This is a genomic window from Mycobacterium pseudokansasii (genome assembly GCF_900566075.1).
GTDB lineage: Bacteria > Actinomycetota > Actinomycetes > Mycobacteriales > Mycobacteriaceae > Mycobacterium > Mycobacterium pseudokansasii.
In genome coordinates this window covers 3077423-3101046 of sequence record NZ_UPHU01000001.1, presented here as the reverse complement: position 1 = coordinate 3101046, position 23624 = coordinate 3077423, and the positions used below count along the sequence as shown (strand labels likewise).

Below are 23624 nucleotides of genomic sequence, written 5' to 3'. Positions count from 1 at the left end.
TATCTGCATGACAGAAACCGAGGGGTATGTCGACCAGGCGGTTACCGGCATCGCCGAACCACAACCCATGTACAAGGCACTGCGCGAGTCGACTCCGGTGTTCCGGGCGCCGCAGGCGGTGGTTCTGAGCCGGCTCGCCGACATCGAGATGGCGCTCAAACGCACCGACCTGTTCTCCTCCAACATGGATGCCGTCGATCTCGGCAACCTGCGGCCACTGATCCCGCTGCAAATCGACCCGCCCGAACACGCCAAGTACCGCCGTATCCTCGATCCGCTGTTCACGCCCCGGGAGATGGCTCGGCGTGAACCCCACGTCACCGCGCTGGTGAACGAGATGATCGACCGGTTCGCCGGCCGGGGTGAATGCGACTTTCATGCCGAGTTCGCGGTGCCGCTGCCGTGCACCGTCTTCCTGCAGCTGCTGGGCCTTCCCCTGGAAGACCTCGACAAATTCCTGGAGTGGAAGGACGGCGTGATCCGCCCCGCGGGTTCCACCGGCTACGACGACCGCCACGACGCTTCGGCGGCCGTAGCGCAACAGATCTACGAATACTTCGACCGCGCTATCGACGACCACATCGCCAACCCGCGCGACGACGTGCTGTCCGCGATGATCGCGGCCACGTTCAAAGGGCAGGTTGCCGGCCAACGGCTATCCCGCGAGGAACTGCTCGACATCTGCTTCCTTTTCCTGATCGCGGGCCTGGACACGGTCACCGACTCGCTCGACTGCTTCTTCGTCTACCTGGCCCGACACCCCGAGCATCGTTGTCAACTCATCGGGCAGCCCGACATCCTGCCGCATGCGGTCGAGGAGCTGTTGCGCTGGGAGACTCCGGTTCCCGGGGTCGCCCGGGTGGCCATGCAAGACGTCGAAGTGGGGGGCTGCCCGATCAGCAAGGGCGAACGGGTCAGCCCGTTGCTCGGCGCGGCCAACACCGACCCGGCGGAGTTCCCCGATCCCGACCTGGTGGACTTCAACCGCAACCCGAACCGGCACCGCGCTTTCGGCGGCGGCCCGCACCGGTGCCTCGGCTCCCACCTGGCGCGCATGGAGCTGCGGGTGGCGTTGCGCGAATTCCACCGCCGCATCCCGGATTACGACATCAAACCCGGCACCCGGCTGGTCTACACCGCCGCCCTGCGGTCGGTGGAAGCATTGCCCCTGACGTTCCCGGTCGCGCTATGACGCGCGTCTCGGTCGATCGTGATCGCTGCACCGGGCACGGACGCTGCTACACCCTGGCGCCGGATGTCTTCGACGCCGACGAGGTCGGACACTCCATCCTGCGGGTCGCGGAAGTCTCGGGCGAACTGGAGCGGCACGCGGTGATGGGCGCCGAAAACTGCCCGGAACGGGCGATCACACTGTCCTGTTGAACGCCAGCGTGGGTGGTTACTGAATCGCTTGCGGCACAAGAACATTACGACGAGAACCGGCCCCGCATGCCGTCGCCGCACGCCGCCACACGCGGGGATCGAACGACCGGCGCGGGAGCATCGGAGGCGGATATCACAGACGCTGGCGCTGGACTCGTCGTACGCTGACGCAAACCACAGAAGGGACACCTGCACATGCAACCAGGCTCGCTCGATCCGGTGGCCAGCGATCGTTTGTCGCACGCCGAAAAGTCGTTCACGTCCGACTTGTCGATCAACGAGTTCGCGCTGTTGCACGGCGCCGGGTTCGAACCCATCGAGCTGGTCATGGGTGTCTCGGTCTATCACGTCGGCTTCCAGTTCAGTGGCATGCGGCAGCAGCAGGAATTGGGCGTACTCACCGAGGCGACCTATCGGGCGCGCTGGAATGCGATGGCGCGCATGCAGGCCGAAGCCGATGCACTCAAGGCGGACGGGATCGTCGGTGTCCGGCTCAACTGGCGTCATCACGGTGAGGGCGGCGAGCATCTGGAGTTCATGGCGGTCGGCACGGCGGTGCGCTACACCGCCAAGCCCGGGGCATTTCGGCGTCCCAACGGGCAAGCATTCTCCAGCCACCTGTCCGGGCAGGACATGGTGACGCTGCTGCGATCGGGGTTCACCCCGGTCGCCTTCGTGATGGGAAACTGCGTGTTCCACATCGCCGTGCAGGGGTTCATGCAGACGCTGAAACAGATCGGCCGCAATATGGAGATGCCGCAGTGGACCCAGGGCAACTACCAAGCTCGAGAACTGGCGATGTCACGTATGCAAAGCGAAGCGGAACGAGACGGCGCAACCGGCGTCGTAGGGGTGCATTTCGCGATCTCCAACTATGCCTGGGGCCTGCACACGGTCGAGTACTACACGGCCGGAACCGCGGTACGCCGCACCGGCAGCGGGGAAACCATCACGCCGTCGTTCGTGTTGCCGATGGACAACTGATGACCCATTTCGACGCCGAGCAGGTGAGCCGGACCATCGGGGCCGCGCTCGCCGGCCCCGGTGGGGTCGCCTTGGTGGTCAACGTTTTCGCCAACCTTCCGGGGGTGATTCACACCGCCGCTCGGCGTGGCCTGTTCCGATCGAACCCGGAGCGAATCCAGATCGGTGATTGGCGTTATGAGGTTGCCCACGACGGTCGGCTGCTGGCCGCACACATGGTGAACGGCATCGTCATCGCCGAGGACATCCTGGCCGCCGACGCCGTTGGTCCGCACGTCTCGCGCGCACTGGGACAGATCGTCAGCCGGTACGGGCCGACGGTCATCCCGAACATCAACGCGGCGGTGGAGGTCCTGGGCACCAGTACCGGCTATCGGTACTGATCCGCCCGGGTCACCTAGCGGATCGGTTCTGATCAGCGAAATGCCGCTTCCGGCAATTCCGGAGTAGATAGGGTGCCCGGTCATGGGCGTCTTGCGGTTCCTTTGGCAACGCGTGCTGGCCTTCGACCGAATCGGCTCCCGTATTCCGCAGCTGATCCAGGTCTGGTTGCTGGAGCTGTTCTTCGTCATGCCATTGACCTTCTTCATCGGCAAAGTCATCGACATCCATGGCGCCTTCGGTGTGCCCGGGACCGGCGAGCGGCTCGACGCGACATTCTGGGGAGCCTTGGTTGTCGCCCTCGTCTTCGGGTTCTTGTTCGTGCGCTCCCTGGTGAAGCCGCGTATCGCCCAGGGTTCGTGGACGCCCACGGTGCACGCCGACATCGGAGCGTTCACCGGCTACGGCGGAAACCGAGCCTGGACGGTGACCTATCCCTTCCTGACCAGCCACCCCTCTTATGCACTGCTGCTGCTGCTGACCGCACCAATTCCCGCCGTGATGGTCGCGGCGACCGTCAACCAGGGCGACAGCACCTTCTACTTCCGGACGTGCGGGATTGTCGGGCTGATCATCCTTGCCTGCATGGCGCTGGCGCGAATATTGGCCTGGTACGTATTCCGTGTCGGCCGCCGCCGACTGGACGAGCAACTGCGGGGCCTGCCGATCTCGCCACGCCGGCTCGGCTGGGAAGTCGCCTGGAAACCCGTGCTGGTTCTGGTGGCGCTGATGTATGCGATCGTGTGCATCCCGCTCGGCGCCATGTGGCTGAAGGAGAAGCGCACCATCGCCGCCTTGCCTGTCGTCACCGTTGCCGACACGCAGTATCCCGGACAATATCGGCGCGTAACAGGCAAAGTGGCGTCCGCGCCCGTCTACTGGGCGCCGCAAGGCACCGGCCGCGGCGGCAACAACTACGCCGGCGCGGGGATTCTGGTGACGCTGCCGACCGGCGGTGAGGCGCTGCTGCTCGCCGACTCGATGGCGGTGCCGGATTTCAAGGGCATGATGGCCCGCGTCCACCACGGCGAACTCAGTGCGACCGGCAAAGTGATCGACGCCGTGACCGCGACCCAGCGCAAGTACTACGGATTCAGCGAAAACGCCTTTCCCGCGCCGTCGGCCGACGGGCGGGTCATGTTGCTGTTGTCAGAGCCCTGAGCCGATCGAGCCGCGCGATGAGAATCGTTTCGGCAGTAGCCGCAGCGGCAACGGCGGCCGAGATCCCGCCGCCGCGACAAGCGCACTGAACCGACGAAAGGGCGCACTGGAGGGAACCGTTCACGGCATGCCGGACCCGGTCGACATCGGCACCGGCGGGGTGACAGTCTCGGGACCGGGCGCCGGACGGCGCGAGCGGCGAGCTGAGCCGACAACGGCCGCCTCGCCGCGTCGGCGCCGAGCTACCGCACCACGCATGCGACGCTGGCCCAGGCGTTGTTGCCGTAGCCGCCCGGATTCCACAGGGACGCCGGCGATTGCGGCTGCAGCGTCCCGGTGTCGTCCCACGCGCGAGCGGTGATATGCAGCCCGCCGGGCTCGACGTCGACAGTCGATGACCACGGCCGCCATGACCATGTGCCGGGCGCCGGGTGCAGCTCGGCTTGGCGCCAGGTGTGCCCTTGGTCGAGCGATATGTCGATGCGCGCGACGCGGTGACCGTCGCCGGCGATGCCGTAGCCGCGGATTGTCAGCGCGCCGGCGGCGACGACGGCACCGTCGACGGGTTGCAGAATGTCGCAATTGAGCGCCAGCGTCGAGAGCGGAATGCCTTCTTCCGCAGCAGCGGTGGCGGGGTCGGCGTCGGGCGGCAGGATCCGGTAGTCATACGCCTGGAAGTAGTTCTCCGACGGGCCGGGTTGCACGGTAATCGCAGTGACCCACTTGACACTGCGGGCGCCGATGTATCCCGGCACCACCACCCGAACCGGGCCGCCGTGGGCAGGTGGCAACAATTCGGAGTTCATCTGCCACGCCAGCAGCACTTCCTGCGACATCGCCTTGCGCAACGGGATGGAACCGCCATAGGTCTGGACGGGCCGGGCCTCCGGGGCTATGTCGGGAGCATCGAAGGCGACGTGCAGCCCATCTTCGACGTGGGTCCGGGCCGCGCCGAGGATGTCGGCCAGGCGCGCGCCATACCACTGTGCCGTCGAGATCGCACCGTGCTGCCAGGGCTCCTTACCCGGGATCGCTCGCACGCGCAGCAACTCGGCGCGCCGATTACCCGCACACGCCAACGTCGCCACCACACTGTGGCGCGGGAAATCGTTGATCAGCCGGTCGTAGGTCAGCATCAGCGGTTTGTCGAGGCAACCGCTGACCGTCAGGCGCCACTGAGCGGGCGCGATACCGGGAATAGAGCCGTGATTGCGGGCATAGAACGCATCGATCGGGGTGATGTCGCTGCCGGCCAGCGCCGCGACCGGCGGCTCAGCGTTGTAGGGCAGCTGCGCATGCACGATCATGTCGTCTCGCTTGCCCCATGTCGCGGTGGCGTCGGCGGCCATAGTAGAGATCGTCCGCCATCACCGGCGACGGGTCTAGCGGCCGGGACCGGGCGGGCTCGAGAGCGCGGTCGCCGGACAGCTCGGCCTGCACAACACGGTCATCGGTGCGACGCCGACGGTAATTCGATTGGCAGCCAACGCTCGTCCCGGCATTTCGGCTCAGGGGCGCAAATCGGCATCGGGATGGCTCGGGTGTCGTACCGTTCTCACAGGTCTCACGAGGTTCAGCGAAAAGCCGGATGCGAGGTCACCGCATCGTGAGACGGGGCTGCTCCGAGGGAAGGGGTTCCACGCGATGAATAGACCGACGACCGCGCTCGCGACACTCGCCGCGATTTTCGTGACTGCCGGGTGTGGCGGGTCCACCAACAGCCAGGCCGCCGAAAATTCAACGTCGGGAAACCAATCGAGCCAAGCCTCGAACACCGCCACCACGACCGAGCCCGCCTCCTCGGGACGGATGAACCCCCGCTACGAAGACGCCGAAACACCGGAGGCACAACAAGGCCGCCAGCTCATGACGGACGCGAAACTGGTGGAGGCGGTGGCTCAGCAGGTCAACGACACTTTGAATCTGCCCCACGACGTGGGGGTTGTCGGCAAACAATGTGGTGAGCCCAACGATTATTGGGACCCCAATACCAACGAGATAACACTGTGCTACGAGGACATCCAGCAAAGCGAGCACCGGTTCGCCGACAGCGGCAATCCGGATCCGGTGGTCGCCGCGATCGATGCGACGACTTCCGGGTTCTATCACGAGCTCGGTCACGCCACCCTGGCCATCTACCAGCTCGCGTTCACCGGGCGCGAAGAGGATGTGGCCGACCAGCTCTCGGCGTTCATGCTGCTGGCTCCCGGAGCCGACGGAAAGCCCTACCCCAACGGTGTCCGGATTGCGACCAACACCGCCCAGGACTGGAAGTTGAGCGCCAAGGAGTCCGGCGACGCCAACGATCTCCCGTTCTGGGACGGGCACTCCATGGACATCACCCGCATGTACAACTGGGAGTGCTGGATCTACGGGTCCGACCCGGCGGCCAACGCCAACATGGTCGCCTCCGGCGACCTCCCGGAGGACCGGGCCGGCAATTGCGAGGAGGAGTTCCAGAACATGTCCAAGGCATGGCAGCAGATGCTGGGGCCGCACCTCAAAAAGCCCAGCTGATCCGAGCAGCCCGCCGCAAAACCCGGACCGATCGCGGCGAACCGGCGCAGCCGCCAGCCCGCCGGTCTTCCTGAGCAGCCGTCCTGAGCAGGAGTTCATGGACCGTTCAGGCATCGGTCGAGCGGACCTCACGGACCGCACATCAGCGAACGTTTTTCTCACGGTATGCGTGTCGTTCAGGTCGCCAACTTCTACGGACCTCGTTCCGGCGGGCTCCGGACTGCCGTCGACCGGTTGGGATCGGAATACTGCGCACGCGGCCATCAGGTATTTCTGATCGTTCCCGGTGCCCAGGCCACGCATACTCGGTTGCGTACCGGTGTCGTGCGAATCACCCTGCCGGCCAAGCTGATTCCATTCACCGGAGGCTACCGCGCGGTGCTGCCCGGGCCCGTGCGGGCGTTGCTGGAAACGCTGCGGCCCGACGCCCTGGAGGTCTCCGACCGGCTCACCCTGCGATCATTGGGCCGCTGGGGGCGCGACCGCGGCGTGACAACGGTCATGATCTCCCACGAACGCCTCGATCGCTTTGCCGGCCAGCTGCTTCCCCGACGCACGGCCCGGGCATTCGCAGACGTGGCGAACCGTCGAACCGCTGCCGACTACGACACCGTGGTGTGCACCACCGCGTTCGCGCGTGCGGAATTCGACCGCATCGGCGCGACGAATATCGCCACCGTCCCACTGGGTGTCGATCTGCAGACCTTCCACCCGCGGCGGCGCAGCTCCCTGGTGCGCCAACGTTTCGCCGAACCCACACAGATCCTGCTGGTCCACTGCGGCCGGCTGTCGGTCGAGAAGCGTGCAGATCGCAGCATCGATGCGGTCGCCGCATTGTGTGACGCCGGTGTCGACGCCCGGCTGGTAGTCGTCGGCGAGGGTCCGACGCGCGCCAGACTGCAACGTCAGGCCGCGGGTCTACCCGTCGAGTTCACCGGTTTCATCTCCGATCGGCGCGCCGTCGCCACCCTGCTGGCCTGCGCCGACGTGACCCTGGCACCCGGACCGCACGAGACTTTCGGGCTGGCCGCACTGGAATCAATGGCTTGCGGGACACCGGTTGTGGTATCGCGCACGTCGGCGCTGGCCGAGATCATCACCACAGACAGCGGTGCATCGGCCGACAACGACCCAGTCTCCATCGCAGCGGCGGTCTGCCGCGTCGTCAGCCGGCCCGAGCATGGCCGCCGCGCCTGCGCAAGACGGCGCGCCGAGGCCTTCACCTGGCAGCAAGCCGCGGCCGGCATGTTGATTGCACTAAGTGCCCGCGACGGTCAACGCGACGTTTCCCGTTGTGTGGACGAAGCGATCCGGCTTACGGACGCAGATTCGCCATTCACCGCATGAAGGTCAGGTGCACGGTAACCCGTGCGGGCCCCCGATCCAATGACCGGGCGGCGCCTGCCAGGGGCAGACTTGCTGAACCTGCCCCGGCGGGAACGGGTTTGCAATGCCTCGATCGTTGATATGCGGGCCCGGCGGAATCCACGGCTGCCCCGGGTCAGCCTGTGCAACAGCACCCCCGAATCCGAGCGCGGATGCTCCCAACGCTGCGGCGATTACGGCTTTCCCTGCGAACTTTTTCGCGATCATCGTGTCGTCCCTCCTTCAGTCGCCGTGTGCACTAAGTCAGCGACTACCTTGACGTTCATCCAGTAAGTATCCCAGAGACGGCGTTGTCAAACCTCGTCTCTGCTAACGGGCGCTTCGACGACGTCACGGTTTCCGGCCGTGCATCCAGGGTCAACCGCTGCTGTTGCCGGGCCCGCGGCGGGCGAATGCGGGGGCATGCTCGGGCCGCACCCCCACGCCGACAAAGTAGGCGGGCAGCATCGAGAGCCACGGCAATTTGTCCACGACCGCGAGTAATGCCGGCGGCGGGGTCGGGTCCTTGCCGCCAAGCAGTCGGCCGACCAGCATCCGGTGCAATACCCGTTGCACCGTTTGAGTCACCACGGTCGGAAGGAGGCGGCGGCGCCGCACGGCAGCCAGGTCGCGATCGGTAATCCGGTGTCGCAGAAGGGGTTCGGCCAATATGGTCGCCGCCGCGACGGCATCCTGCACCGCCAGGTTGATCCCGACACCGCCCAGCGGCGACATCGCGTGCGCGGCGTCACCGATGCACAGCAATCCATCGGTGTGCCAGCGCCGCAACCGGTTCACCTTCACGTCGAGGTGCTTGACATCGTCCATCGACGTCAGCGCCGCCGCCGACTCGGCCGCCTCGGGAACCAGCGCGGCGACGTCGCGGCCGAACGCCTCGATGCCCCGCTCCCGCAACGCTGCGTCGGCGCCCTTGGGCCCCAGGTAGGCGATCTGGAAGTACCCTTGGCGGGGAATCACCACGAGGGCCTTGCCCGGTCCGAATCGCGGCAGCAACGAGAACTGCGCGGTGTCCTCGTACGGCAGCTTGAACCACCACACGTCGAACTTCACCGGATAGTCGCGGGCCCTGAGCCCGGCCTGCTGGCGAGCCATCGACCAGCGACCATCGCACGCCACGGTTAGCTCCGCCCGCAACTCGCCGGGACCGTCGGGCCCCTGGTAGCGCACTCCGACCACCCGGCCTCCCTCGCACAGCAGCCCGGTGGCTTCGGTCTTCATGCGCAACGTGAAGGTCGGCTCGGCCTGAGCCGCCTCGGCGAGCAGGTTGAGCAGGTCCCACTGCGGCACCATTGCGATATACGGGTGGGGTTGTCGCAGTCGCTCGAAGTCGACGTAGGTCACCGAATGCCCGCCAGAATCGAGGGTGGCCTTGCGAACCTCGCTGAAGGGCAACGCCGCGAAACGCTCCCACAGTCCCAGCTCGTCGAGCAGCCGCAGGGTCGTCGGATGCACGGTGTCACCGCGGAAATCCCGTAGGAAGTCACCGTGCTTCTCCAGCAGGGTGACCTCGACACCAGCCCGGGCCAGGAGCAGGCCGAGGACCATGCCGGCTGGGCCGCCGCCGATAATCGCGCATGTGGTTGTCTCAGACATCAGCGCAAGCATAAGGTGCGCACGCGGCTTACCCGCGCTCAACGGAGCACCGGGCCTCGGTCTCGGACCACGCCACCGGTGTGTCCGCCGCCGACGGGATGGTGAGCGGTGCCGCATCGCCGGCCGGCTCACACGGGGTGCCCCACATGAACGGAGGACCACAGGCCATGACTGACACCATCCAAACGCTGTTACAAAAGCGCGCATCTGATTCGTCGGTCGCGGTGAAATACCATGACCTGCAATGGACTTGGCGCCAGTACCTGGCGGAGTCAGCCGCGCGCGCCGCGGCATTGATCGCCGCCGCCGATCCCGGCCGGCCGATGCACATCGGCGCTCTGCTGGGCAACACACCCGAGATGCTGGCCCAGATGGCCGCGGCCGCACTGGGCGGCTATGTGCTGTGCGGCCTGAACACCACCCGCCGCGGCGAGGCGCTGGCCGCCGACATCAGAAAGGCCGACTGCCAGATCGTGATGACCGACGCCGAACACCGCGACCTGCTACGCGGTTTGGACCTGGCCGGCACCCGGATTCTCGACAGCGCGACACCGCAGTGGGCCGAACTGGTCGCCGCCGCCGGTCCGTTGGTCCCGCATCGCATGGTCGACATGACGGACCCGTTCATGATGATCTTCACCTCCGGCACCAGCGGATGCCCCAAGGCGGTGCAGGTGTCGCAGCTGATGCCGATGTTCGCCGGGCGCAGCCTCACCGAGCGCTTCGCGCTCACCGAGCAGGACACCTGCTATGTGTCCATGCCGCTGTTTCACTCCAATGCGGTAGTCGCCGGATGGGCGCCCGCGGTGGTGTCCGGCGCCGCCATCGCGCCGGCCAAGTTCTCGGCCACTAGTTTTCTAGCCGACGTCCGCCGCTACCACGCCACCTACATGAACTATGTCGGCAAGCCGCTGGCGTACATTCTGGCCACTCCGGAGCGCGAGGACGACGCCGACAATCCGCTGCGGGTGGCGTTCGGCAACGAGGCCAACGAGAAGGACATCGAGGAGTTCGCGCGCCGCTTCGCGGTGCAGGTCGAAGACGGCTTCGGCTCGACCGAAAACGCGGTCATCGTGATCCGCGAACCCGGAACTCCGTCGGGCTCGATCGGCAAAGGTGCCCCCGGAGTCGCGGTGTACAACAGCGAGACCGTCACCGAGTGCCCCGTCGCACGCTTCGACGAGCACGGTGCCCTGCTCAACGCCGACGAGGCCGTGGGCGAATTGGTCAACACGACCGGATCGGGTTTCTTCAGCGGCTATTACAACGATCCCGACGCCAACGCCGAACGCATGCGCCATGGCATGTATTGGTCCGGTGACCTCGGTTACCGCGACGCGCAGGGCTGGATCTATCTGGCCGGCCGCACCGCCGACTGGATGAGGGTCGACGGCGAGAATCTGGCGGCCGCGCCGGTCGAGCGAATCCTGTTGCGCCACAATGCTATCAACCGTGTAGCGGTCTATGCGGTGCCGGACCAGCATGTCGGTGACCAGGTGATGGCCGCGGTCGTGCTGCACCGGGGCCGCGCCTTCGATCCCGGCTCGTTCGAGGCATTCCTGGATGCACAGCCCGACCTGTCCCCCAAGGCCAGGCCACGGTACGTCCGCATCGCCGCCGACCTGCCCAGCACCGCCACCCACAAGGTGCTCAAGCGCCAGTTGATCGGGGAAGGAATAACCGTCAGCGAGGGCGAGATGTTGTGGGTGCGCGAGCCACGCGGCACCGCGTACCGGATCGCGTTTCGCGGCGACGCCTCCTAGAACGCCGTCGAGCTGTTGGACGCGACAGTGACTGGCGCACCATCAGTCACACGAGTCACCGACTTCGGGGGTGCTCGTTGACTCACTAACAGTGCCCGGCTACGAGCGACACATACGTTGGGCACCTTGACACGCACAGGCGGGCTTCCGACTCGGCTCACATCCGCAACACGGGATCGCTGCAGTGCCACCTACGGATTCGGTCGGTGGTCCGCCGAAGGCTATGCACTAAACCTCGATCTAGGGCTGAATCGCGGGTGTCGAATTGCGGAAAATGCCCGTTGAACTCGGATGATTGTCTGTACGCCCCAACCCCGAAGGGGCTTGGACTTGACGGCGGCGAGCACGTCGGTCGTGGCGTTCGGTCCACGCCTTGCCGTTGTAGTAGACATCCCATGATGCAGCGACACTTTCGACAACCGATGTCGGACCCGCGTCAAGTCTGCTCGGGCGGCTTCTCGGGTGCCGACCAAATCCCGGACAGCGTCCTCGGCCGCACTCGGAATCCGCACCGCCACAACCTCGTCCAACCGCAACAACCGCGCCAAATTCGGTGCGTCACGCGCATCGGTTTACCCGATCACCCGCCAAGCGAAGCAGCTCGGATGACGCCGCGAGCGCGCAGCCCCGCCGCCGACAACGCCCGCCGCGCCCGGTACCCACGAGATTGCGTGAGCGAGGCCCCGGCCAGCAACTACTCCACTCCGCGAGGAGTCACCACATACGGTCTAAGGGCACGTAATCGGCACGGGAATCAAGCGTCCATCCGTGGGCCAGCACAACCCCGGCGGAAGGGGCGGCGGAGGTTGGTACCCCGAACCTGCGGGTTTCGGTGGCTGGTCATCACCGTCCCAGATCATGTTGGACACATTGCCCATCCTTGGATAGAGGTAGTAGTAGGTGTGACATACCGTCATGTCCCAGCCACGAAACGGGTCGGTCACGTGATTACCGGTCGCGGGCAAGGGATCCCCTGGGCACCACCGCTGCGGTGGGCCCCAACCGTTGTCGTCGGTGTGGAGGGGGCCGGGATGAAGCGGAATAGGACCGGGCTGGGCCTGGGCGGTACCTGCGGCCAGACCTAAGCTCTGGATTGGCCGTATCGAACGCGGTTCAGCCTCAATCCACGGATAAATAGGCGCCGTGGTGGGTGTGGGAATGGGAAAGTGTCCTCTGAGCTGCGATGATTGATGGTCTTCAGGAATTAACCAACCCATATCGAGGAAGTGGACTTCCAGTGCAAGTGTCCTACAGGTTCAGTATTCGATGATGGCAATCTTGTGTCATGTGTCGGATTGGTGCCGGTGACGACCCTAGCCGGGCAAACGGGCCTGTCGCGACTGCTCGACGAGAAGGTCGATATCGCCAAGCCGCGGATCAAAGTCGGGGTCGGCCAATCCCCTCGCCGAAGTTAGCGACCCTTGTCGCGGCGATGTGCGCGGGCGGACCCCGGTGCGCTATCCGACGCCCTGCAAGGTCGCGACACCGGCACCCCCGGCCGACATCCCATCCGGACGCTTCGGCGCCAACTCCGCCCGGGCGCTGCGCGCCGCCATCGCCCACAACCCGCTGCGCGCCGCCGGAGTCCTCGCCGACGCCCAACACGGCACGGCCCACAGAGCAACATTACAGCCGCCACTGGTCACCATCCCCGCCCTCCTGACCCGACCGCAACGCAAACCACTGCTGCACCTGCCCAGCCACGGGCCCAGGGAACCACCATGGCTTGCACTGTGGCACAACACAATCAGGTAGTCATCCACCGCTTCACCGACACCACCCGATCCGACGACCTGCAACCAACAGGAAAAGCCTGGCAGACCAGCGGAACAGTGATATCCCGGCCCACTAAATCAAGATCACACAGCACGGCGAGCAACACCTGTCGCTCAGACCCGGGCACTTTTAGTGAGTCAACGCGTGTCAACCGACGCACAGACAGATGTGACAGCCGTGATCGACACCGGTCTAAGCGGCGTGAAATACGGGAGCGTCAGGTCAGAGCCGACCTCGTGAAATTGCACTTGGACCCGCATGCCGATGGCCAGATCCGCCGGTGCCATCCCGACGACGTCGGTCAGCATCTGGTAGCCCTCGTCCAGCGTGACGATCGCCGGCGCATATGGCGGCTCGAACTCGGGTGTCGCCGGCCGGTAAACCACTGTCCAGCTGTATATTTCGCCGACCCCGGCACTGGGCATCCAGGCTAGATTCGCCGACAGACACTGCCGGCAGTGCTCGGCCGGCGGGAAATTGGCGGCGCCGCACCCCTGACAACGTTGATAGCGCAGCTCGCCTGCTCGGCATCCGTCCCAGAAAGGAGCGCTGAGCGGACTGCTCGGGTGCGGCACCGGCCCGGTCTGCGGCCGCAAAAGCTCGCCCGAACTCATCGCGGTTCGACTCCGAGAATCAGCACCGTGGTGAACAAGGCACCCGCTCCCCCGTTGCTGCACAACGCGATCCGTGCATCCGGAACTTGAAGCGCGCCGGCCTCGCCACGCAACTGCTGAACCGCCCGAATCGCGCGCTGCATCATTTGCGGATTCCTCCCGGCATGACTGAAGGACATGGTTCCGCCGTCGGTGGTGACCGGGTGGCTGCCGCCGATGGCGATGTGACCGTCAGCGACGAACGGTCCGCCTTCGCCCTGGCCGCAGAAGCCGAACGCCTCCAGCTGACGGATGATCTCGAACGAGAACGGATCGTAGAGTTCGAGCACGTCGACATCGTCGCGCCGCAGGCCCGCATGGCCGAAAGCACGCTCGGCCGCCCGGGCGCCCACCGCGCCGTTGACGTGGTCACCGCGCCGGCCCGCGAGGTCCCATGCGGGTGGATGCTGATACGACGGACCGTAATGATCTGCGCCACTTCCCAACACGTAGATCGGCTGTCTGGCGACTTGCACCTTGTCCAGGTTTGCCACCACCAGGGCGCAGCCTCCCTCGGAGGTGGTGGCGCAATCGAGCAGGTGAAAGGGCTCGGCGATCGGCCGTGACGCGGTGATGTCGTCGGGAGTGAACGGCCCGCGTTGGTAGTAAACGGCTTCCGGGTTTCGCGAGCCGTTGTTGCGGATGGTGGCCGCGACGATGGACAGCTGCTCGCGCGTCGTGCCATAGACGTGCATGTGGCGTCGGGCGATGAGCGCGAATTCTGCGGCGGTGAACATTCCCCACGGCGCTACGAACTCGTTCTCCGGTCTGGTCCATGGCGCCGTGGCCGCATGGTCGCGATACTCCCCCGCCTGGGCGGCGACGAGTACCACCACGTCGGCCATGCCGTGCTCGATTGCCGTGACGGCCTCGGTGATCATGCCGATCCCGAACCCCACCCCTTGCCAGGCGGGCCCGAGGCGGAGGTCGTAGGTCAGTGCCGTGGACAATGCGCCGGCACTGATCCCGTCCACGTCTTCGAGGTTGAGGCCGGCGTCGTCGAGGGCTCCCCGGATGGCCTTGACCGCCAGGCTGCGGGAGGTTTCGCCGTCCAGGCGGCGCCGCTGGCGGGTGTTGTGCACGCCGACGACGGCTGCGGTGCGGCGCTTGGTCGCGCTCACTGTCACTCCGTTCTGCTGCCGTGCGGGTGTGGCAGACGGCACGATGACGATCATGACTGATTCCAGCGCGACCCGAGTGGCCGTCTACTTCGACTTCGACAACATCGTGATCTCGCGCTATGACCAAGTACACGGACGCGGCACCTTCCAAAAGGACAAGGCCAAAGGTCTGGACCCGGAGCGGCTGCGGGCGGCGACGGTCGACCTGGGCGCGATCATGGATTTCGCGTCGTCGTTCGGCACCCTGGTGCTTACCCGCGCGTACGCGGATTGGTCGGCCCAGGTGAACGCCCGCTATCACGGCCAGCTGGTCGGACGCGCGGTCGATCTGGTGCAACTCTTCCCGGCAGCCGCATACGGCAAGAACGGCGCCGACATCCGTCTGGCCGTCGATGCGGTCGAGGACATGTTCCGGCTGCCCGACCTGACCCACGTGGTGATCGTCGGTGGCGATTCCGACTACATCGCACTCGCGCAGCGCTGCAAGCGGCTGGGCCGGTATGTCGTCGGCATCGGCGTGGCCGGCGCCAGCAGTCAGTCGCTGGCCGCCGCCTGCGACGAGTTCGTCACCTACGACACGCTACCCGGGATATCCACCACCGTCGTGGCGGCGCAGCCCAAGAAACAAGGACGCCATGCCAGCAGCGCGGAGCCGGACGAGGAGCCGACTGCACCCGACCCGCAGGCCGCGGCCACCAGCCTGCTGGAGCGGGCACTGCGGATCGGCCAGGAAAAGGACGACGCGGACTGGCAGCACAACTCCATGGTCAAGGCCCAGATGAAGCGGATGGACCCGTCGTTCAGCGAGAAGTCGCTGGGCTTCAAGTCGTTCAGCGACTTTCTGCGTTCCCGCGGCGACGTGGTCGATCTTGACGAAAGCAGCACCACGCGGATGGTGCGCCTGCACAGCGACGCCGGTTGATCGCCGAGCAGCCGCAAAAGCCCGCGACACGCCGGGCGTAACGGGGCTTTTGCGCCTGCTCGCGGGGGAAGGTGGCTACCCGGCCTTACCCGTCGAGTTCGCCGGCGATGCCGCGCTCGATGCTGGTCCGGGTGCCGCCCGGCAACACGATGAGGCCGTCGAGCTCGGTACGGGCCAAACCATATGCCCGCTGTCGTTCCTGCTGCGTCGCCGAGGGGTCGGCCGCGACCCGCAACAGGCTCTGGGCACGGGCCAGCCGTTGCCGTTCCTCGCGGGAGAAGTCGCTTCGGCCTTTGCGCGTGGCCTCCGCTTCGGCGGCATTGAACGCGGTCACATAGCTTTCGACGGCGTCGAGGTACTGCCGCGTGCCTTCCCGGTCGTCGACGAGATCTTCCGCCCGGACCGGCCGGTGGAAGTCGGCCGCCAGTTTGGCCTTGTGAAAGGCTGTCGTCAGCGGGTCTCGCATATCGGTCATGGCCGGGAAGTCGAGGAGCTTGGCGGCATCGAGCTCGTAGGCCAGCCAGCGAGCATCGGTGTGGTCATGCGCATCGAGAGCGCGTCGAATTGCCCGCCAGCGTGATGCGTGATTGCCGATGTCACCGGAGCCGGCCCCCGCAAGGTCAGCCGGGACGGGATCGCCGGGCGCCTCGCGTCGCTTGTTGACAGACGCGATCATCCGGATGCCGGCATAGATCACGCCGATCACCGGCGCGGCCAGAACCAGCAACTCGAGCAGCCGAAACAGCAGTCCCACCAGGCCAGGATGCCATCACCGGGGCGCTTGCTGAACCAGTTGGACCCGAGAGGTGATGCCCAGCTGGGCGTAGCTGTGAGTGAGGTGAGCTTGGACGGTTCGCGGCGACCACACCGGACCTGGAAAAGCGTTGTGGCAATGCGATATTCGGCGCTGCCTCCTCGGCGCACGCAGCGTCGAAGTCGTTGGCGCTCAGCGCCTCTCGCAATGGCCACGGACGCGTCATGGGTGGCGTGATGAACCTTGAACCACACCAAACTCATTGGCCGCCTTGAGCGCATGCGCCGCGTCGAACACCCGTGGGCGGCTCATGACGACGGCCAGCGCTGGCGGCGCGGATAGCGATATGGTTGCCCGTCGCCTCCGGCCCGACCAGCCGCGCCGCGCCGTTACCGCTTGTCGGTCTGACCAGCTGCGATCTCGTCCGCCGCCTTTGCCACGATTCCCCCGGCCAGCCGCGACGACATCTCGGGTGCGTTCGCCGCGAAACGGGCCAGCGCCCGCTGGCGCAGCGGGGCCACAGTGACCTCCGCGCGATTGCGCTCGATGGCCGTGACCACGGCCGCACCGACCTGTTCGGGCGTGCCGGTGCCGATCAGCGGCGGCATGGCGGCTCCCGAGTCGGCGAACATCCCGGCGCCGCCGATCGCCCCCGGGCTGACCACCGAGACCCCCAGCCCGACCGGCCGCAGGTCGTCGCGCAGGCACAGCGCGAAGCCCCGAAGACCGAATTTCGTTGCCGCATAGAGCGAAGCGCGCGGTGTGGGAGCCTTACCGGAGATCGATGAAAGGAAGACGAAGTGCCCGGACCCGCGCTCGGTGAACACCGGAATGAGTTCGCGCGTCAGCTGTACCGGCACCTCGAGGTTGACCCGCAGCGCACGGTCCACCTGCTCGGCCGTGAAGCTGTCGAGCTTCCCGGAGGCCGGCAGCGCGGCATTGGCGACCAGGACGTCGATCTCCCCCGCTTCGGCGAGCAAGGCAACGGCGGCGCCGGAATCAGACAGGTCGCTGACGACCGTTCGATGGTCGAGTCCGCTCAGCGAAGTCGCCAGCTTGTCCAGCTCCGCGGCTTTGCGGGAGCTCAGGATCAGTCGCGCGCCGCGGTCGGCCAGCGCCGCGGCGATCGCTCGTCCGAGGCCGCCGGTGGCACCGGTGAGCAGGACAGTCTTGCCGGTTAGTTCCATTCGCTCGACGCTAGTCGATCCGGCGGCTCAGTATTCGAAGCGGTTCAAGACGTCATAGTCGCCGAACGGCGTGGCGTGCAGCAGCCGGTACAAAAACCGCACCGGGGCCGCCTCGATGTGCTGGTAGCTGGCCAGCGCGGAGGTCTGTTCGCGGAAACGCAGCCTCGGGTTCCACCGTTCAATGTCTCGGACATCGCCGATGCCCCATTTGACGATGCCTTTCGTGAAGATCTTCGACAGCCGCGGCCCCAGCGGGGAGGTGGTGTCGAAAAGCATTTCACCGTGCTCGAATCGGTCGGTCAGGCGCGTGAGCAGCTGCCGGACATCGCCTTCGGCGAGGTACATCAGCAGGCCTTCGGCGACGACCAGCGCGGGACGTCCGGCCGGAATACGCTGCAGCCACCCGGGATCAGTCACCGACGAGCCGATCATGCGGTAGTTGTCCGCTTCGTCGTAGAGCCGGCGGCGCAGGTCGATGACACCCGGCTGGTCGAGATCGAACCACAGCGCCGACGCGGGCACCGCGAGGCGATATGGTCGGCTGTCCAGCCCGCAACCAAGATGCAGCACAACCACATCGGAGTGACGGCGAAGAAAATCCGCGCACCAGTCGTCGAACTGTTCGGCGCGCAGCACCACCAGATACTGATTGGTGGCCGGCAGCGAGGTGCGATGTATCCGTTTGAAGTCGTAGTCGATACGATCCACCGCTTCGGCGGCCGCCCGATCACCCAGGATGGGCTTGCGGGAACGACTGTCATAGGCCCGCAGATACAGGGTCACCAAGTTTGTCCATTCCACGGAACCCCAACCGACCGAACTGAAGTCGACTTTGGGAGGCGCCACGATTGCCCACCAATCTCCGGATCTGACCGGCCCAGGGTGCGGACGGTCCCGAGCGTACCGAAGCGGACTGCTCATCGGCGAGGGCCGTGGTCTACCCGGATGGATCGTGGAAGTATCAAGGAATGCCAAACCGACTGACCGGCAAAGTCGCACTCGTCAGCGGTGGCGCCCGCGGCATGGGCGCCTCGCACGTGCGGGCATTGGTGGCCGAGGGCGCCAACGTCGTCTTCGGCGACATCCTTGACGACGAGGGCAACGCCGTGGCGGCCGGAGTCGGCGACGCAGCCCACTACGTCCACCTCGATGTCACCGATCCCGCTCAGTGGGAGGCAGCAGTCGAGGCGGCCCTGAGCAGGTTCGGCAGGCTCGACATTCTGGTGAACAACGCCGGCATCCTCAACATCGGAACCATCGAAGACTATGCGCTGTCGGAATGGCAGCGGATTCTCGACGTCAACCTCACCGGGGTGTTCCTGGGCATTCGCGCCGTCGTCAAACCCATGAAAGCTGTCGGCCGCGGATCCATCATCAATGTCTCCTCCATCGAAGGGCTGGCCGGAACCATGGCCTCCCACGGCTACACCGCGACCAAGTTCGGGGTGCGAGGTTTGACCAAGTCGACGGCAGTGGAGCTCGGAGTCAGCGGAATCCGGGTGAACTCCATTCATCCCGGCCTCGTCAAGACGCCGATGACGCAGTGGGTGCCCGAGGACCTGTTCCAGACCGCGCTCGGCCGCGCCGCCGAACCGCAGGAGGTGTCCAACCTCGTCGTGTACCTGGCCAGCGACGAGTCGAGCTATTCCACCGGCTCGGAATTCGTCGTCGACGGCGGCACAGTGGCGGGCCTGGGCCACAAAGACTTCTCCGCCGTCGACGTTGCCCAGCAGCCTGACTGGGTCACGTAGACCGGCAGCCGGGCCGGCGTGGCACGCGCACCGGTACTAAGGCCACCTGATTTGAGGACTCAAGTCACTAGAACGAGCGGGCGGGGCCGGGTGAGATGGTGGCGTGACTACCCTTCCTTCTGCTGGATCGCTGCCGATTTCCACCGTCACGGGCGACCCGGTGGCGCGTGTCGTGGCCGACGCCACCGTGGCCGATGTCGCAAACGCGATGGTCGCCGACAACGTCGGGGCGATTGTCATCGGCGACGACGAACGGCCTGCAGCGCTGGTCAGTGAGCGCGACATCGTCAGGGTCGTGGCCGCCGGGAAAGACCCGAACGCGGTGCGGGCCCTCGACGTAGCCAGCACCAAGCTGGTGTGGTGCGACTCCGAGGCCACCGTCGACGAGGTGGCTAACCAGATGATGGAGCATTACATCCGCCATATTCTGGTGGAGCACGAGGGCGTTCCGGGCGGGATCGTTTCGGCTCGCGACCTGCTCGGCGTCTACTGCGCCGAGGCCGACTTGAAGCTGGACTAGCCGGCTCAGAATCCGTCCGGGTTCTGCTGAATGTGCACCGGCACCGGATGACGATACAGACGCGCGGCGTTTTGCCAGGTGACCTTGCGCACCACGTCCTCGGGCAGCCCACCGATCTGATCGTGAATCGTTTGCTGGGTGTGCGGCCACGTCGAATCACAGTGCGGATAGTCGGCTTCCAGCATGATGTTGTCGGCACCGATCCGGTCGTACTGGACGAATGACGACTTGTCCTCCACCGCACAGAACCAGAAGTTTCGGGTGAAAACCTCTGCCGGAGTATGGCTTTCACCCATAGCCTGCCAGGTGCCATACATCTGGTGATAGCTCAGCATGTGGTCGAGGCGATCCAACAGCCCTGCGACCCAGCCGATGCCGCCCTCCGACAAACAGATCTTGAGATCGGGGAACCTGCTGGGCAGACCCGAGTACAACCAGTCGACCGCAGCCGAAATGGCATAGGCGAAAAACAGCACACCCACGACATCGGACGGCGCGTCGTCGGTGGTGGACGGCGACGAACCCGACGACCCGATATGCAGATTCACCACGGTCCCGGTTTCGGCACACGCCGCCATCATCGGATCCCAATGGCCCGAGTGGATGCTCGGCAACCCCAGCATCGCCGGGTTCTCGGTGAACGTGACCGCGTGAAATCCACGCTCGGCGTTCTCACGGATCATCGCCGCGCCGAGTCCGGGATCCAGCAGCCACGGCAGCTGACAGGCAATGATCCGATCGGGATAGGAGCCCGCCCACACCTCCAGATGCCAGTCGTTCCACGCCCGCACCGATGCCAGCGCGAGGTCACGATCGTTGGTCACCTGCTGCAGCCGCTGGCCGGCGAATCCGGGCAAGAACGACGGGAAGTTCAGCGAGGCGTAGACGCCGTTGAGATTCATGTCTTTGATGCGCTCGTGGATATCCCATGCGCCCCTGCGCATCTCGTCGAAGCGCACCGGCTCGAAACCGTACTCGGCCACCGGTCGACCCACCACGGCGTTGAAGCCGACGTTGGGCAGCACCTGACCGTCGTAAACCCAGGTCTGGCCGCCATCGTCGGTGTCCACGACGCGCGGCGCCCGGTCGGCGAACCTGCGGGGCAGACGGCCGGTGAAGGTATCCGGCGGTTCGACGATGTGGTCGTCGACCGAGATCACCGTGTAGTGGCGTTGTGCCCGGGGCGGGTCGGGCAGCAACGTCACCGACCGGTCCGCGCCGGTCTTGGCGGTCGTGAAGTCCGGGTCCGTGGCCAGCTCATCAATCGACTTCATGGTCGTTCACCGCAGAACTTCTGGATCAGCCTTGATGGTCATCCGCGCGGCGCCGGCCCAGTACACGTCGGCGGCGCGTTCGATGAGCGAGCGTTGCATACCCGCCATGTCCGCCCAATTCATCTGCGCGGGTTCCTTTCCGGTGAGCATGATGTCGTAGGCCAGCTTGCATACCCGTTCGATCGAGGCGGCGCGGTAGACGGCTTCAGCCAGACTGCGGCCGGTTGCGATGACGCCGTGGTTGGCCAGGATCGTCAGGTTGGCGTCTCCGATGTGCGCCGCGAGATCCGCTGCGCGGGAGGCGCTGTCGACTTCACCGTGGTAGGTGTCGACCAGGCACAGGTCGTCGAGGAATAGCGAGCCGGTCTGATGCACCAGCTCGGGCAGCCTGCCCAGCGCGGCCAGTACGCACACGTAGTAGGGGTGGTTGTGAATGACCACCCTTGCGTCGTCCCGGACGCGGTGCAGTTCGGTATGGATGTGGATCGCCGGGGTGACATCCCACCGGCCGCGGACCACTCGCGCATCGGCGTCCACCACGCAGATATCCGACGCGGTGAGCTCCTGCCACCACAACCCCCACGGGTTGACCAACATGTCGGTGTTCCCGTCGGGTTGCCAGGTGATGTGTCCGGCCATGTTCTCGGCGAACCCGATCGCGGCGAGGTGGCGGAAGGCCACGGCCAGCGCCTGCTCGTCGGACAGCTCGACTCCGATCGGGGGCATCACGGCCGGCGCCCACACCTCCAAGCCGCCCGGGCGTGGCTCAGCAGCGTTCATTATCGACCTCCATCCTGGCGTGAATGTCTTCGCGGAGCGTGCTTTTGGCGACCTTGCCGCCCGAGGAACGAGGCAGCTCGTCGACCACGATCAGTCGCTCGGGCAGTAGCTCCTTGGAATAGCCCAAGCCCAGCAGATGATTCACCAGTTCGGCCAGCTCCAGGGTGTGCGAGCCGGTGAGTTCGGCATAAAGGCAGACCTTTTCACCGAACACCGGATCGGGCATCGAGACCGCGGCCGCCACCGCGATTGCCGGATGTGTCAGCACGGCGTCTTCGACCTGCGCCGCACTGATATTCTTGCCGCCGCGCACAATGAACTCGGAGATCCGGCCGGTGACAGTCAGGTACCCCTCGGCATCGATCTCGCAAAGGTCACCCATGCGCATCCACCCGTCGGTGGTGAACAGCGTGTCGTGGTCGGTGCCGTCCAGATAGCCAAGGCTGGTCGCCGGCCCCCGGCAGGCGGGCTGGCCGCGGCCCGTCGCGGTGACGTCGCGATCCCCGTCGAAAAGCCGGACCGACATCTCCGGCACCACCCGTCCAGCGGTCCGCAGCCGGCGTTGCCGCTCGTCATCGAGCGTGGTCCCGCTGAGCAGCCCGGTCTCGTTGGAGCCGTAGAACTGCAAAATCTTGGCTCCGGTGATTTCCTCGAAATCAGCGGCCGGCCGGTACGGCACCGCTTCGCCGCCGGTGAAAACGACACGCAGCGAGCTCAGATCGTACTTCCGGCACCCGGCGTCGGCCATCAGCATCGTCAACTGCGTGCTGACACAACACAACACCGTGACCCGGTGTTCGGCTATCGCCAGCGCCGCCGCACTTGTGGTGAACCGGTCCAGGATCACCGCGGTGGCGCCAAGATGGATCGGAGTCGTGTGACTGGTCCAGATCCCGAACCCGAACGGTGCCGCGATGACCGGCAGGAACACGTCGTCAGCGGTCAACAGCCCATGAGCGACGGCCTTCTGATGGAAGTAGTGCCAACGGTTTTGGGTATGCACCACACATTTGGGCCGTCCCGTGGTGCCGGAGGTGGAGTTGATCAGGAAGACGTCGTCGGGTCCGAGCCGGCAGTCGACGTCCAGCGTCCCGGGTTTGGTCTCGACGCTCAGCGCCGGCGCTCCCCCGCGCCGGCCGAGCACCAGCAACGGCACCGGGTATTCGGCGGCCACCCCCGCAGCAGCGTGGCTGCGCCGCCGGTCGCTGATCAGGATTTTCGGCCGGGTATCGCGCACAATCCGCACGACTTCGCGAGGACCGGCACGCGCGCCGAGCCCGACGACGACGGCCCCGCAGCGCTCGATCGCGACGAACAGCACATGGATGGCTGCCGAGTCACCGTGCCACACCGCCACCCGATCCCCCCGCACTACCCCGACACCCGCCAGTTGGTCGGCTAATATCGTTGCACCACAGTCGAATTCATTCCATGTCAGCGATCCGCCCGGGCGGTCGACATAGGCGTTCCGGTGGGGTGAGAGTTCGGCGTTTCGACGCGCCGCGTCAGACAGCGTGATGTCCGACCACCAACCGGCCGCATAGTAGCGGGCCGATTCTTCGGCGCTGAACGCCGCAGAACCCACGGTATCGAGCCCACCGGTACCCATCACCAAATGATAGGAAAGCGGCGTGGCGCGTCATCCGGAGCCGCACGACGCGAATCTGCCACGCGGCGGCGCTGCGCTACCCTCCCCTCAACACATCCCCCTCGAGCAA

Annotated in this window: 21 protein-coding genes and 3 pseudogenes; 13 read left to right on the top strand and 11 right to left on the bottom strand. The window is 65.9% G+C overall.

Going from position 1 to position 23624, the window contains the following annotated elements; translation table 11 throughout:
- Positions 1-7 precede the first annotated feature (7 nt).
- The 5 genes from EET10_RS14065 to EET10_RS14045 all read left to right on the top strand — a co-directional run bounded on the left by EET10_RS14065 (position 8) and on the right by EET10_RS14045 (position 3909).
- Positions 8-1192 (top strand): cytochrome P450, encoded by a 1185-nt coding sequence (locus EET10_RS14065; RefSeq protein ID WP_063468024.1) that lies wholly within the window; start codon positions 8-10, stop codon positions 1190-1192.
- On the top strand, positions 1189-1383 hold the full coding sequence (locus tag EET10_RS14060) for a ferredoxin (RefSeq protein ID WP_036403190.1): 195 nt from the start codon (positions 1189-1191) through the stop codon (positions 1381-1383). Before EET10_RS14065 ends, EET10_RS14060 begins: the two co-directional genes overlap by 4 nt.
- 195 nt (positions 1384-1578) lie before the next feature.
- The gene (locus tag EET10_RS14055; RefSeq protein WP_036403192.1) at positions 1579-2367 is read left to right on the top strand and encodes a heavy metal-binding domain-containing protein; all 789 of its coding nucleotides are present in this window, start codon (positions 1579-1581) and stop codon (positions 2365-2367) included.
- Positions 2367-2750 carry a DUF5073 family protein gene (locus EET10_RS14050; protein WP_036403195.1) on the top strand — a complete coding sequence of 128 codons (384 nt, stop codon included), beginning with the start codon at positions 2367-2369 and terminating at the stop codon, positions 2748-2750. The genes EET10_RS14055 and EET10_RS14050 overlap by 1 nt, the downstream gene beginning before the upstream one ends.
- Positions 2751-2832: 82 nt before the next feature.
- Positions 2833-3909: a hypothetical protein gene (locus tag EET10_RS14045; RefSeq protein ID WP_036403197.1), complete on the top strand. Its 1077-nt coding sequence runs from the start codon at positions 2833-2835 to the stop codon at positions 3907-3909.
- Between the two features lie 242 nt (positions 3910-4151).
- On the opposite strand, the gene EET10_RS14040 is transcribed toward EET10_RS14045, so the two are convergent.
- On the bottom strand, positions 4152-5258 hold the full coding sequence (locus tag EET10_RS14040; protein WP_036403200.1) for a sulfite oxidase: 1107 nt from the start codon (positions 5256-5258) through the stop codon (positions 4152-4154).
- A 295-nt stretch (positions 5259-5553) separates the two neighbouring features.
- On the opposite strand from EET10_RS14040, the gene EET10_RS14035 reads away from it, so the two are divergent.
- Both EET10_RS14035 and EET10_RS14030 read left to right on the top strand, forming a co-directional pair.
- The gene (locus tag EET10_RS14035; RefSeq protein WP_036403202.1) at positions 5554-6426 is read left to right on the top strand and encodes a DUF4344 domain-containing metallopeptidase; all 873 of its coding nucleotides are present in this window, start codon (positions 5554-5556) and stop codon (positions 6424-6426) included.
- A 165-nt stretch (positions 6427-6591) separates the two neighbouring features.
- The gene (locus tag EET10_RS14030; protein ID WP_051490515.1) at positions 6592-7773 is read left to right on the top strand and encodes a glycosyltransferase; all 1182 of its coding nucleotides are present in this window, start codon (positions 6592-6594) and stop codon (positions 7771-7773) included.
- 396 nt (positions 7774-8169) lie between these two features.
- Here EET10_RS14030 and EET10_RS14020 read toward each other — a convergent pair whose 3' ends face one another.
- Positions 8170-9405, bottom strand: a complete 1236-nt coding sequence (locus tag EET10_RS14020) for an FAD-dependent oxidoreductase (protein WP_081260731.1) — start codon at positions 9403-9405, stop codon at positions 8170-8172.
- Positions 9406-9572: 167 nt separating this feature from the next.
- On the opposite strand from EET10_RS14020, the gene fadD1 reads away from it, so the two are divergent.
- The 3 genes and pseudogenes from fadD1 to EET10_RS14010 all read left to right on the top strand — a co-directional run.
- Positions 9573-11168: a fatty-acid--CoA ligase FadD1 gene (fadD1, locus tag EET10_RS14015; RefSeq protein ID WP_099188399.1), complete on the top strand. Its 1596-nt coding sequence runs from the start codon at positions 9573-9575 to the stop codon at positions 11166-11168.
- 1226 nt (positions 11169-12394) lie between these two features.
- Positions 12395-12612, top strand: a pseudogene (locus EET10_RS32300) (hypothetical protein); the annotation flags it as partial.
- Between the two features lie 47 nt (positions 12613-12659).
- Positions 12660-12917: pseudogene (locus tag EET10_RS14010) on the top strand (IS1380 family transposase); the annotation flags it as partial.
- A gap of 164 nt (positions 12918-13081) precedes the next feature.
- On the opposite strand, the gene EET10_RS14005 reads toward EET10_RS14010, so the two are convergent.
- A complete protein-coding gene (locus tag EET10_RS14005; protein ID WP_051490516.1) occupies positions 13082-13558 on the bottom strand; it encodes a Zn-ribbon domain-containing OB-fold protein in 477 nt (158 codons plus the stop codon).
- A complete protein-coding gene (locus EET10_RS14000; protein WP_036403207.1) occupies positions 13555-14718 on the bottom strand; it encodes a thiolase family protein in 1164 nt (387 codons plus the stop codon). Before EET10_RS14000 ends, EET10_RS14005 begins: the two co-directional genes overlap by 4 nt.
- Positions 14719-14770: 52 nt before the next feature.
- Here EET10_RS14000 and EET10_RS13995 point away from each other — a divergent pair, with 52 nt between their 5' ends.
- A complete protein-coding gene (locus EET10_RS13995; RefSeq protein WP_036403473.1) occupies positions 14771-15640 on the top strand; it encodes an NYN domain-containing protein in 870 nt (289 codons plus the stop codon).
- An 85-nt stretch (positions 15641-15725) separates the two neighbouring features.
- Here EET10_RS13995 and EET10_RS13990 read toward each other — a convergent pair whose 3' ends face one another.
- From EET10_RS13990 to EET10_RS13975, 4 genes and pseudogenes are all read right to left on the bottom strand, one after another.
- Positions 15726-16394 carry a hypothetical protein gene (locus tag EET10_RS13990; protein ID WP_063467445.1) on the bottom strand — a complete coding sequence of 223 codons (669 nt, stop codon included), beginning with the start codon at positions 16392-16394 and terminating at the stop codon, positions 15726-15728.
- Between the two features lie 15 nt (positions 16395-16409).
- Positions 16410-16502, bottom strand: a pseudogene (locus tag EET10_RS32295) (LuxR C-terminal-related transcriptional regulator); the annotation flags it as partial.
- Positions 16503-16783: 281 nt separating this feature from the next.
- Positions 16784-17581, bottom strand: coding sequence for an SDR family NAD(P)-dependent oxidoreductase (locus EET10_RS13980; protein WP_036403210.1), 798 nt, complete (start codon positions 17579-17581; stop codon positions 16784-16786).
- Between the two features lie 27 nt (positions 17582-17608).
- Positions 17609-18430 (bottom strand): class I SAM-dependent methyltransferase, encoded by an 822-nt coding sequence (locus EET10_RS13975; protein ID WP_036403475.1) that lies wholly within the window; start codon positions 18428-18430, stop codon positions 17609-17611.
- Between the two features lie 119 nt (positions 18431-18549).
- Between EET10_RS13975 and EET10_RS13970 the strand changes: the two genes are divergently transcribed.
- Positions 18550-19332: a glucose 1-dehydrogenase gene (locus EET10_RS13970; protein ID WP_036403477.1), complete on the top strand. Its 783-nt coding sequence runs from the start codon at positions 18550-18552 to the stop codon at positions 19330-19332.
- Positions 19333-19435: 103 nt separating this feature from the next.
- Positions 19436-19852 carry a CBS domain-containing protein gene (locus tag EET10_RS13965; protein ID WP_036403213.1) on the top strand — a complete coding sequence of 139 codons (417 nt, stop codon included), beginning with the start codon at positions 19436-19438 and terminating at the stop codon, positions 19850-19852.
- Between the two features lie 5 nt (positions 19853-19857).
- Here EET10_RS13965 and EET10_RS13960 read toward each other — a convergent pair whose 3' ends face one another.
- Genes EET10_RS13960 through EET10_RS13950 form a run of 3 tightly spaced genes read right to left on the bottom strand, consistent with a single transcriptional unit; the run spans position 19858 to position 23515 of the window.
- Positions 19858-21126, bottom strand: coding sequence for an amidohydrolase family protein (locus tag EET10_RS13960; RefSeq protein ID WP_036403215.1), 1269 nt, complete (start codon positions 21124-21126; stop codon positions 19858-19860).
- 6 nt (positions 21127-21132) lie between these two features.
- Positions 21133-21906 carry a class II aldolase/adducin family protein gene (locus EET10_RS13955; RefSeq protein ID WP_051490517.1) on the bottom strand — a complete coding sequence of 258 codons (774 nt, stop codon included), beginning with the start codon at positions 21904-21906 and terminating at the stop codon, positions 21133-21135.
- Entirely contained in the window at positions 21893-23515 is a 1623-nt protein-coding gene (locus EET10_RS13950) for a class I adenylate-forming enzyme family protein (protein ID WP_122502233.1), read from the bottom strand. Before EET10_RS13950 ends, EET10_RS13955 begins: the two co-directional genes overlap by 14 nt.
- Positions 23516-23624: the final 109 nt, after the last annotated feature.